Raw genomic sequence first — 14,343 nt, 5'->3', positions numbered from 1 at the left:
TTGTTGCCACTTTTCTGTATATGTTGCGCTGTGTTGCAACTTGATAACTTTTTCTTTTCAGTCAGAGTAGGAGTATTTTTATGACGAGTTATTTATTTTTTCTCACTGACGTATACATCGTAAGGAGTATTTTGGTGGTAAATTTTGATTTATTTCACAAAGCGTTAGATGGTTTTTAAGTGTTTTATGGTTTTAAGTTTTTTAATTAATTTAATCGCCATTCCGGCGATGGGTTTTAGTTGTTTAATTGATTTAATGTGGGGAATCTGTAACGATTGGTTTTTATAGGCTTCAAGATGCTCAAAACATTTTTATTACATTTGCGATAAATCTGCAGAGAAATACCCATAAGGAACCTTAATGTCCTATCAGAAAAATAAAAAGCTGTTTCCTTTTTTTCGGCAACTCGCGTTTCCGTTACGTATTTTTCTGCTCATTCTGGTGGTTTCTGTTTTCATCGTGGCAGCGTTAGCACAATATTTGTCTGCCAGTTTCGAAGATTATCTGGCGTCCCATGTTCGTGATATGGCGATGAATCAGGCAAAAATTATTGCTTCTAACGACAGCATTATCGCCGCCGTAAAAAACCGGGACTATAAACGCCTGGCGATAATTGCGAATAAACTGCAGCGCGGGACGGATTTTGACTATGTGGTGATAGGCGATCGCCACTCGATCCGGCTTTACCATCCGAATCCGGAAAAAATCGGCTATCCCATGCAGTTTACGAAACCCGGCGCGTTGGAAAGAGGAGAAAGTTATTTCATTACCGGTAAGGGCTCAATAGGGATGGCGATGCGCGCCAAAACGCCTATCTTTGACAACGAAGGCAACGTGATCGGCGTTGTTTCAATTGGCTATCTGGTCAGTAAAATCGACTCCTGGCGGCTGGACTTCTTATTACCGATGGCGGGGGTTTTTGTCCTGTTGCTGTTGGTATTAATGCTGCTTTCCTGGTTTTTCGCCGCGCATATCCGCCGACAAATGCTGGGCATGGAGCCGAAACAGATTGCGCGCGTGGTACGCCAGCAGGAGGCGTTGTTTAGCTCGGTTTATGAAGGGCTGATCGCCGTTGATCCGGAGGGACATATCACCGCGATTAACCGCAATGCGAGAAAAATGTTGGGGCTGCCGTCGCCGGGGCGTCAGTGGCTGGGCAAGCTGATAGCGGAAGTCGTCAATCCGGCAGACTTTTTTACCTGCCAGATCGCAGAAAGACGCCAGGACGTGATGGCCAACTTCAATGGCCTGAGCGTCATCGCCAATCGTGAAGCTATCCGTTCCGGCGAGGAGTTGCTGGGCGCTATTATTAGTTTTCGCAGCAAAGATGAAATCGCGACGTTGAACGCGCAGCTAACCCAGATTAAACAGTATGTTGAGAGCCTGCGCACGCTACGCCATGAGCACCTGAACTGGATGTCGACTCTGAACGGCCTGCTGCAAATGAAGGAGTATGATCGGGTCAGAGAGATGGTGCAGGGTGAGTCGCAGGCGCAGCAGCAACTTATTGATAGTTTACGCGGCGCCTTCGCCGATCGTCAGGTGGCCGGTTTGCTGTTTGGCAAAGTTCAGCGCGCGCGTGAACTGGGGCTCAAGATGGTGATTGTTCCCGGCAGCCAGCTACATCAACTGCCGGAGGGGCTGGATAGCACGGAGTTCGCCGCCATCGTCGGGAATCTGCTGGATAACGCGTTTGAAGCGAGTTTGCGTACACAGGAAGGCGACAATACCATCGAACTTTTCCTGAGCGACGAGGGCGACGAGGTGGTGATAGAGGTCGCCGACCAGGGCTGCGGCGTTCCTGAAGCGCTGCGGGAAAAAATTTTTGAACAGGGCGTAAGTACCCGAACCGACGAACCCGGTGAGCATGGTATCGGGTTATATCTGATTGCAAGTTATGTGGGGCGCTGTGGCGGGGTCATTACGCTGGAAGACAATGATCCTTGTGGCACCTTATTTTCTTTATTCCTTCCGAAAGTGAAAAAAAACGATGACAGAACCATTAACCCTATTGATCGTTGAGGATGAAACGCTGCTGGCGGAGATGCACGCAGAATATATCCGCCATATTCCTGGCTTTAAGCAGATATGGCTGGCGGGCAATCTGGCGCAGGCGAGAATGATGATTGACCGGTTCAAACCTGGATTAATTCTGTTGGATAATTATCTGCCGGATGGGAAGGGGATTACGCTGCTGCATGAATTAATGCAGTCGCGCTATCCCGGCGGCGTCGTGTTTACGACCGCCGCCAGTGACATGGAGACGGTAGCGGAAGCGGTACGTAGCGGCGCGTTTGATTATCTGGTCAAACCTATTGCTTATGAACGTTTGGGACAGACGCTGACCCGCTATCAACAGCGCAGACGTATGCTGGCGAGCGCGGATAGCGCAAGCCAGAAGCAGATAGATGAAATGTTCAACGCCTATGCGCGCGGCGAACCGAAAGGGGATTTGCCGACCGGTATTGATGCCTTAACCCTTAATGCGGTGATGAAGCTGTTTGCCGATCCAACCGTACGCCACACGGCTGAAACGGTCGCGCAGGCCTTAACAATAAGCCGCACCACATCCCGACGCTACCTGGAATATTGCGCGAGTCAGCACCTGATTGTCGCAGAGATTATTCATGGCAAAGTGGGCAGGCCGCAGCGTATTTACCACGGCGGCTAAGCCTGGTTTAAGATGCCGGGGCGATGTTTTCCCTCGCCCCGGCTTACCGGCTATCAGCCGCCAGTAACGGCGGAAGAGGCGCCTGGCACCATAATTTCCGTGGCGATAATGACGATCAACAGACCGACGATGACCGGAACGGACGTGCGCTTCACCACTTCAAACGGTGATATTTTAGCCATCCCGGCGACAGCGACCACCACGCCGGAGACCGGCGAAATCGTGCGCCCCAGGTTTGAGGCTTGCAGCATTGGGATGGATAAATAGGCTGGGTTGATGCCGGAGGAGTGCGCCAGTTTAGGGATCATCTCAACAAAGGCGTAAAAAGGCGCATTGCCTGAACCGGTGGTCATCGCGGCCAGCATGGTTAAAATCACTAATACCAGCATCAGAATAATGCTGGCGGAGCCAAAAGAAGTGGCAATCGAGATCAGACTTTGGATAAAGCCAATGGTGCTCAGCCCCTGGGCGAAAACGCCCGCCGCGACCAGCAGCATCACGACGCCGGCAAACGCATCCGCCATGCCGCGATAAGCCACTTCCAGGCCGGAAAACACATTTTGCGTGTTGAAGCCGCGCACGAATTCCAGCACGGCGGCCAGCAGCATACAGATCACCAGAATGGTAATAATGTGCAACTGCGGCCCCCATTTACCGTCAAAAATCAGTACGCCGATAATGGGCGTGAACGGCAAAAGGGCATAAAACGCCGGGGCCGTGGTGGTAATCTCCGCAACGTCCAGCATCTCATGTGAAATGTTCTCTTTTTTATCCAGATAGCGTTGCCAGAAAAAGTGCGCAATCGCCATACCGATAATTGCGGCGATGGAAATCGGCAGCGTGGTTTTGAACGCGAAATCGATTAACGGCATCTCCGCCGCTTTTGCGGCTAAAACCACATCGCCAGACGTTGGCGAGAGGATGATGGCGGCCGGAGAGGCGCAAATAGCCGCCGCCGCGCCGCGGCTAATGCCGACGTTGACCATCACCGGGAAGAGAGTAGCCATGAGCAGTACGCCAAGCCCCGTCGCGGAAGAGACGGCCAGCGACATCAGGCAGGCGACAAAATAGGCGGCAATCATCAACAGGTAGGGCGAGTTTATGTACTGTAAAGGTTTCGACGCCAGCTTCACGACCATATCATTCGCGCCGATATGCGTCATATAAGCGGCAAAGCCGCACAGCATCATGATCATCATGCCAAGATCGCCGCCGCGACTCATGAGCAAAATTTTGATGTATTCAACAATATCTGTTGCGGTATAGCCGGTACTGGTTTCGCTGGCAGGTAATACCTTATGCCCCATCAGTGCGCTGATAATAAGCAGAACCAGACCGCCGACAAATAAAACGCCAGTGGCGGAATATCCCTTAATGATGTAGCGCGCTACACCCACAATAACGACGACTCCGATAAGGAGCTCTATAACTGTTAGCATTGTTTCCCCTGTCTTATCGACACCCAGAGTAAAAATAAGAACCACAAAAGTGGTATAAAAATGTACCGAATAAAGGATGGCGCCTTACTGATTAAAATCACGGCGCGGTTATTTTTTCATGTCATCGCTAAAGATGAAATATGCTTATACGAATTTTCTGTAGCGCTATAAGTATTAATTTATTGTTATTTTATTGTTTTGTTTGTTGTGCTTTGTTTTGTGTTTTTGTGAAAGTTTATTAAGGAGCGCGCGACGGTTCTGAGTGCTAAATCAAACGCCGTTAACCCGATACTTTCTCAGATTATTCTCTGTTTATAGTTTGTTAAGATTTTATTCAGGTTAATGTTGTTATTATCACGGTCGAATTTTTGAACGGTATGGCTGTTGTGATGATTATCAGAAAGTATTTTCTTATTATTGCTCTCCTTGTTATGCCATGGCTGGCTATTCCTTCAGTCTCTGCGGCGGATAAAGGGTGGTTTAACACGTTTACCGATAACGTCGCAGAAACGTGGCGACAGCCTGAGCATTATGATTTGTATGTCCCCGCCATTACCTGGCATGCGCGCTTTGCCTACGATAAAGAGAAAACGGATCGCTATAACGAGCGGCCGTGGGGCGTTGGTTTTGGTCAGTCGCGCTGGGACGACAAAGGCAACTGGCATGGCCTCTATATGATGGCCTTTAAAGATTCATTTAACAAATGGGAACCCATAGGCGGTTATGGCTGGGAAAAAACCTGGCGACCGCTGGAAGACGATAATTTTCGTCTGGGACTGGGCTTTACCGCAGGCGTTACCGCGCGCGACAACTGGAATTATATTCCCATCCCTGTACTGTTGCCTTTAGCGTCGATAGGCTATGGTCCCGCTACCTTTCAGATGACCTACATTCCGGGTTCGTATAACAACGGAAACGTCTATTTCGCCTGGATGCGTTTCCAGTTTTGACGGGGAAGGGCATGCTTCAGTTGTGAATAAAAAAGCCTTAAAAAACAATAAGTAGACAGGGTTAGCTAAAAATTAACGCGATATTTATCACTTTTTCGCAAAGTTCGACTGGACAAAATGCATCACAATTGTTGTACTGGTATCCGACACAGCATTTGTGTCTATTTTTCATGTAAAGGTAATTTTGATGTCTAAGATTAAAGGTAACGTTAAGTGGTTTAATGAATCCAAAGGATTCGGTTTCATTACTCCGGAAGATGGCAGCAAAGACGTGTTCGTACACTTCTCTGCAATCCAGACCAATGGTTTTAAAACTCTGGCTGAAGGTCAGCGCGTAGAGTTCGAAATCACTAACGGTGCCAAAGGCCCTTCCGCTGCAAACGTAACTGCTCTGTAAGCATACGTCCGACAGCAAGATTTCAAAACCCGCCCTTTCGGCGGGTTTTTTTTTTGCGCTTAACGCGCCGCTGCGGCGGAAAATAGCCAGAATGCCAGCGCTGTCATGGCAAACGAACCCAACAGGTTAATCAGCACATTCAGCAGCGCCCAGCCAAAGCGCCCCTCTTGCAGCAAGAATACCACTTCAGCAGAAAAAGTAGAAAAGGTCGTCAGGCCGCCGCAAAAGCCGGTTGTGATGAGCACTTTCCACATCGGATCGATATGTGTCATGCGGTTAAACCAGGCGAACCCCATGCCGATAATAAACGCGCCAAGCAAATTTGCTGTTAGCGTACCGATGGGAATCGCCTGATGAAGCGGATTAAAACGCATACTTAGCATCCACCGGGCTACGCTCCCCGTTCCACCGCCGATAAAAACTGCTAAAAGAAGCTGTAACACTGCCGAATCCTTTATTTAATTGCTATACAGGAGGAGTGTAACGCCGAACACGCATAATTGGCGAGTCCTGACAGAGGTGTGGGAGGGGATATGTTCGTTGCAGCCGGGCAGTTTGTGGTGAGTTCTGTATGGGAAAAGAATGCGCAAGTTTGCGTTTCGTTAATGGCTCAGGCGGCGGGCCGCGGCGTATCGCTTCTGGTGCTGCCTGAGGGGATATTAGCGCGAGATGACATCGACCTTGACCTGCCGATTCGCGCCGCGCAGCCGCTGGATGGCGCGTTTATGACGCGGCTTCAGGAAGAAAGCGCTCATAATAATATGACGACGATATTCACTATCCTTGTCCCGTCAACGCCTGGACGGGCGGTTAATATGCTGGTGGCGCTACGGGCAGGTCACATTGTCGCGCGTTACGCGAAGCTGCATCTCTATGATGCGTTTTCGATGCAAGAATCCCAAAGTATTGATGCCGGAACCGCTATCGCGCCTGTGCTGGACGTGGAGGGGGTTAAGGTGGGGCTTATGACCTGTTATGACCTGCGCTTTCCTGACATGGCGTTAGCGCTGGCTTTACAGGGGGCTGACGTATTGGCGCTGCCGACGGGCTGGGTTCGCGGCCCGTTGAAAGAGCAGCAGTGGTCGACGCTGCTGGCGGCGAGAGCGCTGGATACCACCTGCTATATGATTGCGGCCGGGGAGTGTGGTAATCGTAATATTGGTCAAAGTCGTATTATCGATCCGTTGGGGGTAACGATAGCCGCAGCAGCCGATCGTCCGGCGCTGATCGTCGCGGAAATATTCAGAGAACGAATAGACCAGGTGCGGGAGCAACTTCCTCTTTTGCAGCAACGACGATTTGCGCCACCGCAATTATTATGATGTTTTTTTACGCAAAGCTTGATTCACCTTGTTACAGATTGCTATTGTGTGCGCGCGTCGAAAGACCGTTAATATTCTCAGGTTAATCCGGCGCGTTACGCAGCCTGTTTTTAGTGAAGAAGGTATCTATGGGTGAGATTAGTATTACCAAACTGCTGGTGGTTGCCGCACTGGTTGTTCTGCTGTTTGGTACCAAGAAGTTACGTACGCTGGGCGGAGACCTGGGCACGGCGATTAAAGGATTCAAGAAAGCAATGAACGATGAAGACGCGGGCGTTAAGAAAGACGTCGACGGTAGCGTTCAGGCTGAAAAACTCTCGCACAAAGAGTAATAGCGCGATGCGCTTGCTCCGCAGAGTAAAAAAACCGGCAAGTTGCCGGTTTTTTTTGCCTGAAATGTAAGCGTCTATTACACGATCATTTCACTTCCATGCCTTTGGCCTGGAGATCAGCATGGTACGAAGAACGTACAAAGGGGCCACAGGCGGCATGGGTAAAGCCCATCGCCAGGGCTTCCGCTTTCATCTCGTCAAACTCTTCCGGGCTGACATAACGCTGTACCGGCAGGTGATGGCGGCTTGGCTGTAGATACTGACCAAGCGTCAGCATGGTGACGCCATGACGGCGTAAGTCGCGCATAACCTCAATGATTTCCGCATTGGTTTCGCCTAAGCCCACCATCAGGCCCGATTTTGTCGGAATTTCCGGGTGCGCTTCTTTGAAGCGTTCCAGTAATTTCAGCGACCAGTTGTAATCGGCGCCCGGACGAACCTGGCGGTAAATACGCGGCACGTTTTCCAGGTTGTGGTTAAACACATCCGGCGGCGTCGCGTTAAGAATATCCAGCGCGCGATCCATACGTCCACGGAAGTCTGGCACCAGGGTCTCTATTTTTATCTCCGGGCTTTTGGCACGGATAGCGGTGATGCAGTCAGCAAAATGCTGGGCGCCGCCGTCACGCAGATCGTCACGGTCGACAGAGGTGATGACCACATAGCGTAGCGCCATGTCGGCGATCGTTTGCGCCAGTTTCTGCGGCTCTTCCGCATCCGGCGCAACGGGGCGGCCATGGGCGACATCACAGAACGGACAGCGGCGAGTGCAAATGGCGCCAAGGATCATAAACGTAGCGGTGCCGTGGTTGAAACATTCAGCCAGGTTTGGGCAAGACGCTTCCTCGCAGACAGAATGCAGGCCATTTTTGCGCATTGCGGCTTTGATGCCCTGGATACGGGTAGAATCCGCCGGAAGTTTTATTTTCATCCATTCCGGTTTACGTAGTAGAGCGTCGCGCTCTGTGACCACATTTTTAACTGGGATAAGAGCCATCTTATCGGCATCGCGGTATTTTACACCGCGTTCCATCACAATGGGTTTACTCATAGCGTGCGTGTTCCAGTTGCGAATAACGAAGGAAAGCGTTTCAATTCAAGGGAAAGTTGTATTTATCAACTATTTTTGAATTTGTGACACGCAGTATATCATTGATAAGGGCCATAAAGCAGCCTGACAGCCCGGCAAAATGTAAAATAGTTGTTGTTTTGTGCTGTTTGCCCATATCTTCCGTGACCTGAATGCAACATTTTTGTCAGAACGCCTCACGAATGATATCAATGACGTTCTCCAGCACCGGATCGCGCAGACTCAGTTTATTGTAATGCAGCGAGAACTCGACCTGTTCACTATTCACCGGCGCGTAGGGAAGGCGTTCAAGCGGCCAGCAGCGGCTAAATAAGTCGTAGAAGCGGGTGGGCATCAGTCCCAGCAGATCGCTGCTGGCGATCAGCGAGGCAATGGTAAAAATATTGTAGCTGCTAAAACTGATTTGCTGATCGGGAAATGTCTCCTGCAGTCGCTGGCGCAGTAGGGAAAGATGTTGTCCCTCCAGCATCAGAAAGGTGTGATCCGCGCTGTTCAGTCTCTCTTCAGTAATGGCGTTCGCCAGACATGGGTGATGCTGGCGGCAGACAATCTCAAGCGTATCGCTAAACAGGACGTGATGCTGGATGCTCCGGTTGTTATAGCTATGGGTATTGATAATGAGATCGGTCTGAAACTGACTAAGCTGGCTTTCGGCATCGTCTACCGGAATATTGCGCAGCAAAAGCTGAGGATAACGCGGCCTGATGGCCTGGTAAATAATCGGCATCACTAGCGCGCCGACCGAAGGCGTCGTGCCAATTGTAATGGTACGCTGCTTATCATAGCTGCCCGTAAGATCCAGGGCGCCAAGAATAGATTCCAGCCCCTGGCTGATGTATTCGTGCAGATGCGTAGCATACGTCGTGGGCGTTACGCCCTGGCCTTTGCGAATAAACAGCGGATCGGGAAATATAGTCCGTAATTTTTGAATGGACTGGCTGATGGCTGACGGCGTCAGGTTAAGAATTTTCGCTGCATTGACGATCCCTTTATGGACATATACGGCCTCAAAAATCGTCAACAGATTGAGGTCAATATTTCTCAGTGTTCTGAAAATTTGCGGTTTGTCTTGTAGGTGTTGATCGGCCGGTTGTCTTTCTGCCTGATTATTATCACTCACGCTCTGGCTCCGAATTCATTCGTATTATGAATAATAGATGAAATAGTATATTTTGCATTTATGAGTTGGTTTTAAAATTACTCTTATGAATGTATTTTAAGTCATTTCAATAAGATAAGTAACAGCAAGGCCGGGATTTTGTTCACGGAAAATTCCTCATCATGAGGACTGAAGAGGCCATGCCGCCTGGCGGCTACAGCAGGGATATAACGAAAATATAGAAAGCGGGGGGAGAAGTAAAGCATTCAAATCATATATGATTAATGACCCATAAATTTCTTGGGCCATTATATTTTACGCATTAAGCAGCAATATATTCATACGGTGGATTATTTAGCAGAGCTAAAATATTCGCCAGCAAGCGGGGCGCAATATTATCCGTGGTAGCGTCTTTCTTCCACTGCGTTATTTTAGCCATTTCCATGCCGGCATAACCACACGGGTTGATACGTAGGAAAGGAGAAAGATCCATGTTAACGTTTAGCGCTAAACCGTGGAATGAGCAGCCGCGACGGATACGTAAACCCAGCGAGCAGATTTTCTTTTCACCCACATAGACGCCCGGCGCATCGGCGCGCGGATGCGCCTCAATACCAATTTCAGCCAGCGTATTCACCACGGTCTGTTCAAGTAGGGTGACTAAATCACGCACGCCCAGTTTACGTCGTTTCAGGTTAAGTAAAACGTACATTACCTGTTGGCCCGGACCATGATAGGTCACCTGTCCTCCACGATCGCTCTGCACAACGGGAATATCGCCAGGCATCAATATATGTTCCGCTTTACCGGCCTGGCCCTGGGTAAACACCGGGTAATGCTCAACCAACCAGATTTCATCATGGCTGTTTTCATCGCGCATATCGGTAAAGTTATGCATGGCCTGAGAGATAGCTTCATAGGGCTGAAGGCCGAGCTGGCGGACAAGGATTTTATCCTGATACAAAACGGCATCTCCGTAGAGAATGAAAAAAGAGAGGAAAGTATATCACAGCGGGGGAGGCGGGGAGTTACCCGGATAAGACCGGGTAACCGTCTGGATGTATTACAATACCATTCGCACGATATCAATATTGCCCAGTTCTTCGTACAGCGTTTCAACCTGTTCAATATGGGTGGCATTAATGGTGATAGAGACCGAGTGGTAGTTGCCTTTGCTGCTCGGTTTTACCGTCGGAGAGTAATCACCAGGCGCATGGCGCTGTACCACTTCAACCACCTGATCAACCAGCTCAGGTAACGCCTGCCCCATTACTTTGTAAGTAAATGGCGTAGGGAATTCAAGCAGTTCGTTAAGTTTGGTTTTCATGTCAGCTCCGGCATTACGTAAAAAAAATAACAACTCCCGCCACAGGGCGGGAGTTTTACTGATGCATAGTATATGGGGACGAAAATCACACTTTCAAGCGTTCAATTTTTATCCAAACCAGTGATGGAACATTAATTTAATGTAATCAATGATTTTACCGAAGAAGTTCCCTTCCGGGATCTCTTGCAGTACGACCAGCGGACGCTGCTCGATGGTTTTACCGTCCAGCTGGAAGTTGATGGTGCCGACCACCTGGTTTTTCTGCAGCGGCGCGTGCAGTTCTGCGGTATTCAGTACATAGCTCGCTTTCAAATCTTTCATGCGACCACGAGGGATCGTCAGGTAAACGTCTTTATCGACGCCCAGCGAGGCGCGATCGGTATTACCAAACCAGGCGGGTTCAGAGGCGAACTCTTTACCAGCCTTCAGCGGATTAACGGTTTCAAAGAAACGGAAGCCCCACGTCAGCAGTTTTTTGCTTTCTGTTTCACGGCCTTTATAGGTCCGTCCGCCCATCACGGCGGAAATCAATCGCATCTGGCCTTCGGTTGCGGAAGCGACCAGATTATAGCCCGCTTTGCTGGTATGGCCGGTTTTGATGCCGTCCACATTCAGGCTGTTATCCCACAGCAGACCGTTACGGTTTAACTGGCGAATGCCGTTAAAGGTGAACTCTTTTTCTTTATAAACGGCATATTCGTTAGGCACATCGCGAATTAACGCCTGACCAATCAGCGCCATATCGCGAGCTGAACTGTATTGTCCGTCGGCGTCCAGGCCGTGTACGGTCTGGAAGTGGGTATTTTTCAGCCCCAACGCGTTCACATAGCTATTCATCAGCCCGACGAAAGCATCCTGGCTACCGGCGGCGAAATCAGCCATTGCCACACAGGCGTCATTGCCGGATTGCAGATTGATGCCGCGTATCAACTGAGAGACCGGTACCTGCATTCCCGGCTTGAGGAACATCAGCGAGGAGCCTTTAAATACCGGATTGCCGGTGGCCCAGGCGTCATTACCGACGGTAACCAGGTCGGTTTCTTTAAATTTACCCGCTTTCATTGCCTGTCCGATGACGTAACTGGTCATCATCTTCGTCAGACTCGCCGGGTCGCGACGTTCGTCGGCGTTTTGTTCCGCCAGAACTTTACCGGAGTTGTAGTCGATCAGGATGTAGGATTCCGCATCGATCTGCGGAACACCCGGGATCATAGTTTTGATATTCAGGTCATCGGCATGTGCGGTTGAGATAAACGCGGCACAAAGCGCCGTGGTGAGCGCCATGCGCTGCATAAAACGAGCGGAAAAAGTGGTCTTCATGGTCTGAACTACGACGTCCGTGATGAAATTAAAAAAAGAGCCCTACTATAGCAAAAGCATAACTGGCAGGCATCTGACTTTCCGCGTGACTTTGTTAATGTCATTTACAGAAATTGACAGTACAGATACCTGCGATCGGTTACTGCGCGCTGGCGATAAAGGACTGTAATTGTGCTTCTGTTTGCAAACGTTGCTGTAACGCGCTGGCTTCGGCTTTACTGGCAAAAGGCCCCAGTTGAATACGCCAGACCGCGCCGTTTTGTATTACGCGTCCTGGTACGCTGAACTGCTGGCTTAAACGCTGTTGGTATTGCTGCGCACGCGTTTGATCGCTGACGGCGCCGACCTGGACGACGAAACGGCCGCTCGCCGCGGCGACAGGCGCGCTCACCGGGGCAGATACCGGGGCCGTGGCGGCAGGCGCGCTCACCGGCGTCGCAGTCGCTGGAGCCGTCACCGGCGCGGAAACCGGCGCTGGCTGTGGCGCCGGCGTCGGTTCATTACCCTCCAGCACGCCAGGCGCCAGCGTGGTCGGCGCGCCGAGGAAGCCGCTGCTGCTCACCGGCGCGCCGGTGGTATCGTCACTTTTCAACGTGGCATTGCTGACCGGAAGCACGTCGCCTTGCGGTAGCGCAGGCGCTGAAGAGGCGCTTCCCATTCCGCCGCTTAAATCAGGGCGCGGGGGCAGAGCGTAGGTCTGTTTCGCCACCGTCGTACAGGCCATCCCCGGGCCGGAGAGCGAACCATCCGGCGCCACGATAATGGGGTCAATCCGTACTTTAGTATTATTCGAGGTATTCAGACGATCCGCCGCTGCGCGGGACAGGGAGATGACCCGATCGGTGCCATAGGGGCCGCGATCGTTAATACGCACGACGATCATGCGACCGTTGGCCAGGTTGGTGATTCGCGCATAGCTGGGGATAGGCAGTGTCGGATGGGCGGCGGTAAGCTGCATCGGATCGAACATCTCCCCGGAGGCGGTTAAATTACTGCCGGGTTCCGCATCATAAATAGCGGCCAGGCCAGCCTGGCTAAAGCGGGACGGGTCCTGAACGATTTTATAACTTTTACCGTCACGCTGATAATCCTGGTTTGCGGTCGGATTCAGAGGTTCATAACGCGGTTCCGCTCCGCTGATTTCCACAGTCGGACCATTACATACCGCAGGTTGCGGCGCGACGGTGGTTTGCTGCTGACCGCCGTCATTAGTACATGCCGCGAGTAGTACTATCCCTGCCGCGACGCAGATTACAGGCAACTGCTTACGCATTGCGCACCCCTTATACGCTTTTCGACAACATTTTTCTGTGGGTGTGGATCGACATCACAATCCCGAACCCGGCCATCAGCACAATCAGTGCGGAGCCCCCGTAGCTGACCAGGGGTAAAGGTACTCCAACCACAGGCAGAATACCGCTCACCATACCAATATTTACGAAGACATAAACGAATAATATTAACATTAATCCGCCAGCCATCACGCGACCAAATGTAGTTTGCGCTCTGGCGGCAATCCACAGACCGCGCATTATCAGCAAAATATAGAGCGCGAGCAGAATCAGGATGCCCACCAGACCGAGCTCTTCCGCCAGTACCGCGAAGATAAAGTCGGTATGGCGTTCGGGTAAAAACTCCAGCTGCGACTGGGTGCCGTGGAGCCAGCCTTTACCGCGCAGGCCGCCTGAGCCAATGGCGATTTTAGACTGAATAATATGATAGCCCGCGCCCAGCGGATCGGTCTCCGGATCAAGGAGCATCATGACGCGCTGGCGTTGGTAATCGTGCATCAGGAAAAACCACAAAATAGGAATAAATGCAGCGATCAATACAATGGCGACCCCAATTAAGCGCCAGCTCAGACCAGACAAAAATAGGACAAAGAGACCGGAAAGGGCGACCAAAATAGACGTCCCGAGGTCCGGCTGGGCGGCAACCAGCAGGGTAGGCATAAAGATTAATACCAGGGCGATGGCGGTATTTTTCAGCGAGGGCGGGCAGACGTCGCGGTTAATAAAGCGGGCGACCATCAGCGGCACGGCGATTTTGGCTATTTCCGAAGGCTGAAAGCGAACGATTCCCAGATCGAGCCAGCGCTGCGCGCCTTTGGATATTGCGCCGAAGGCATCAACGGCGACCAGCAAAATGATACAAATGATATAGAGATAGGGCGCCCAGCCTTCATATACGCGCGGCGGGATCTGCGCCATCACCACCATAACCACCAGCCCCATCGCAATCTGACCGATTTTACGCTCCATCATGCCGATGTCCTGGCCGCTGGCGCTCCAGATGACCAATGCGCTGTAAACCAGTAACGCCAGCAGAATGAGTAGCATCGTGGGATCGATATGAATTTTATCCCAGAAGGTTTTTTTGTTCGGATTATCCGTCAT

15 protein-coding genes are annotated in these 14,343 nt (G+C 50.9%); 6 read left to right on the top strand and 9 right to left on the bottom strand.

What is annotated here, in order from left to right; translation table 11 throughout:
- Window positions 1–360: 360 nt before the first annotated feature.
- Both dpiB and dpiA read left to right on the top strand, forming a co-directional pair.
- Window positions 361–2,022: a sensor histidine kinase DpiB gene (dpiB, locus tag ACLJRE_RS14855; protein ID WP_000121807.1), complete on the top strand. Its 1,662-nt coding sequence runs from the start codon at window positions 361–363 to the stop codon at window positions 2,020–2,022.
- Entirely contained in the window at window positions 1,991–2,671 is a 681-nt protein-coding gene (gene dpiA, locus ACLJRE_RS14850) for a two-component response regulator DpiA (RefSeq protein ID WP_000138778.1), read from the top strand. Before dpiB ends, dpiA begins: the two co-directional genes overlap by 32 nt.
- Window positions 2,672–2,724: 53 nt before the next feature.
- Here the strand turns inward: dpiA and dcuC are convergent, their stop codons facing one another.
- A complete protein-coding gene (gene dcuC, locus ACLJRE_RS14845) occupies window positions 2,725–4,110 on the bottom strand; it encodes an anaerobic C4-dicarboxylate transporter DcuC (RefSeq protein ID WP_000958619.1) in 1,386 nt (461 codons plus the stop codon).
- 377 nt (window positions 4,111–4,487) lie between these two features.
- On the opposite strand from dcuC, the gene pagP reads away from it, so the two are divergent.
- Together pagP and cspE are read left to right on the top strand one after the other, a co-directional pair.
- Window positions 4,488–5,060 (top strand): lipid IV(A) palmitoyltransferase PagP, encoded by a 573-nt coding sequence (gene pagP, locus ACLJRE_RS14840; protein ID WP_001623090.1) that lies wholly within the window; start codon window positions 4,488–4,490, stop codon window positions 5,058–5,060.
- 187 nt (window positions 5,061–5,247) lie between these two features.
- A complete protein-coding gene (gene cspE, locus ACLJRE_RS14835) occupies window positions 5,248–5,457 on the top strand; it encodes a transcription antiterminator/RNA stability regulator CspE (RefSeq protein WP_000034826.1) in 210 nt (69 codons plus the stop codon).
- A gap of 59 nt (window positions 5,458–5,516) precedes the next feature.
- Here the strand turns inward: cspE and crcB are convergent, their stop codons facing one another.
- Entirely contained in the window at window positions 5,517–5,900 is a 384-nt protein-coding gene (crcB, locus tag ACLJRE_RS14830; protein ID WP_000939753.1) for a fluoride efflux transporter CrcB, read from the bottom strand.
- 90 nt (window positions 5,901–5,990) lie between these two features.
- Between crcB and ACLJRE_RS14825 the strand changes: the two genes are divergently transcribed.
- Together ACLJRE_RS14825 and tatE are read left to right on the top strand one after the other, a co-directional pair.
- Window positions 5,991–6,779 (top strand): deaminated glutathione amidase, encoded by a 789-nt coding sequence (locus ACLJRE_RS14825; RefSeq protein ID WP_000495793.1) that lies wholly within the window; start codon window positions 5,991–5,993, stop codon window positions 6,777–6,779.
- A 128-nt stretch (window positions 6,780–6,907) separates the two neighbouring features.
- Window positions 6,908–7,111: a twin-arginine translocase subunit TatE gene (tatE, locus tag ACLJRE_RS14820; protein WP_000503938.1), complete on the top strand. Its 204-nt coding sequence runs from the start codon at window positions 6,908–6,910 to the stop codon at window positions 7,109–7,111.
- Between the two features lie 85 nt (window positions 7,112–7,196).
- Here the strand turns inward: tatE and lipA are convergent, their stop codons facing one another.
- From lipA to mrdB, 7 genes are all read right to left on the bottom strand, one after another.
- The gene (gene lipA, locus ACLJRE_RS14815; protein ID WP_000042640.1) at window positions 7,197–8,162 is read right to left on the bottom strand and encodes a lipoyl synthase; all 966 of its coding nucleotides are present in this window, start codon (window positions 8,160–8,162) and stop codon (window positions 7,197–7,199) included.
- A gap of 205 nt (window positions 8,163–8,367) precedes the next feature.
- Complete coding sequence (locus ACLJRE_RS14810; protein ID WP_001282817.1) at window positions 8,368–9,321, bottom strand: YbeF family transcriptional regulator; 954 nt, start codon at window positions 9,319–9,321, stop codon at window positions 8,368–8,370.
- 301 nt (window positions 9,322–9,622) lie between these two features.
- Window positions 9,623–10,264, bottom strand: a complete 642-nt coding sequence (gene lipB, locus ACLJRE_RS14805) for a lipoyl(octanoyl) transferase LipB (protein WP_000284012.1) — start codon at window positions 10,262–10,264, stop codon at window positions 9,623–9,625.
- 99 nt (window positions 10,265–10,363) lie between these two features.
- A complete protein-coding gene (gene ybeD, locus ACLJRE_RS14800; protein ID WP_000850547.1) occupies window positions 10,364–10,627 on the bottom strand; it encodes a DUF493 family protein YbeD in 264 nt (87 codons plus the stop codon).
- 108 nt (window positions 10,628–10,735) lie between these two features.
- Window positions 10,736–11,947, bottom strand: coding sequence for a D-alanyl-D-alanine carboxypeptidase DacA (dacA, locus tag ACLJRE_RS14795; RefSeq protein WP_000858711.1), 1,212 nt, complete (start codon window positions 11,945–11,947; stop codon window positions 10,736–10,738).
- 139 nt (window positions 11,948–12,086) lie between these two features.
- The gene (gene rlpA / locus ACLJRE_RS14790; RefSeq protein WP_410957438.1) at window positions 12,087–13,220 is read right to left on the bottom strand and encodes an endolytic peptidoglycan transglycosylase RlpA; all 1,134 of its coding nucleotides are present in this window, start codon (window positions 13,218–13,220) and stop codon (window positions 12,087–12,089) included.
- A gap of 10 nt (window positions 13,221–13,230) precedes the next feature.
- Complete coding sequence (mrdB, locus tag ACLJRE_RS14785) at window positions 13,231–14,343, bottom strand: peptidoglycan glycosyltransferase MrdB (RefSeq protein ID WP_000131713.1); 1,113 nt, start codon at window positions 14,341–14,343, stop codon at window positions 13,231–13,233.

This window comes from Salmonella sp. SAL04157 (genome assembly GCF_046551635.1).
Taxonomy (GTDB): Bacteria; Pseudomonadota; Gammaproteobacteria; order Enterobacterales; family Enterobacteriaceae; genus Salmonella; species Salmonella enterica.
This window is presented reverse-complemented; position numbering and strand designations above follow the sequence as displayed.

Coding starts and splice junctions, on each gene's coding strand:
- dpiB (WP_000121807.1), top strand. CDS start 361: ATGTCCTATCAGAAAAATAAAAAGCTGTTTCCTTTTTTTCGGCAACTC.
- dpiA (WP_000138778.1), top strand. CDS start 1,991: ATGACAGAACCATTAACCCTATTGATCGTTGAGGATGAAACGCTGCTG.
- dcuC (WP_000958619.1), bottom strand. CDS start 4,110: ATGCTAACAGTTATAGAGCTCCTTATCGGAGTCGTCGTTATTGTGGGT.
- pagP (WP_001623090.1), top strand. CDS start 4,488: ATGGCTGTTGTGATGATTATCAGAAAGTATTTTCTTATTATTGCTCTC.
- cspE (WP_000034826.1), top strand. CDS start 5,248: ATGTCTAAGATTAAAGGTAACGTTAAGTGGTTTAATGAATCCAAAGGA.
- ACLJRE_RS14825 (WP_000495793.1), top strand. CDS start 5,991: ATGTTCGTTGCAGCCGGGCAGTTTGTGGTGAGTTCTGTATGGGAAAAG.
- tatE (WP_000503938.1), top strand. CDS start 6,908: ATGGGTGAGATTAGTATTACCAAACTGCTGGTGGTTGCCGCACTGGTT.
- lipA (WP_000042640.1), bottom strand. CDS start 8,162: ATGAGTAAACCCATTGTGATGGAACGCGGTGTAAAATACCGCGATGCC.
- ybeD (WP_000850547.1), bottom strand. CDS start 10,627: ATGAAAACCAAACTTAACGAACTGCTTGAATTCCCTACGCCATTTACT.
- dacA (WP_000858711.1), bottom strand. CDS start 11,947: ATGAAGACCACTTTTTCCGCTCGTTTTATGCAGCGCATGGCGCTCACC.
- rlpA (WP_410957438.1), bottom strand. CDS start 13,220: ATGCGTAAGCAGTTGCCTGTAATCTGCGTCGCGGCAGGGATAGTACTA.
- mrdB (WP_000131713.1), bottom strand. CDS start 14,343: ATGACGGATAATCCGAACAAAAAAACCTTCTGGGATAAAATTCATATC.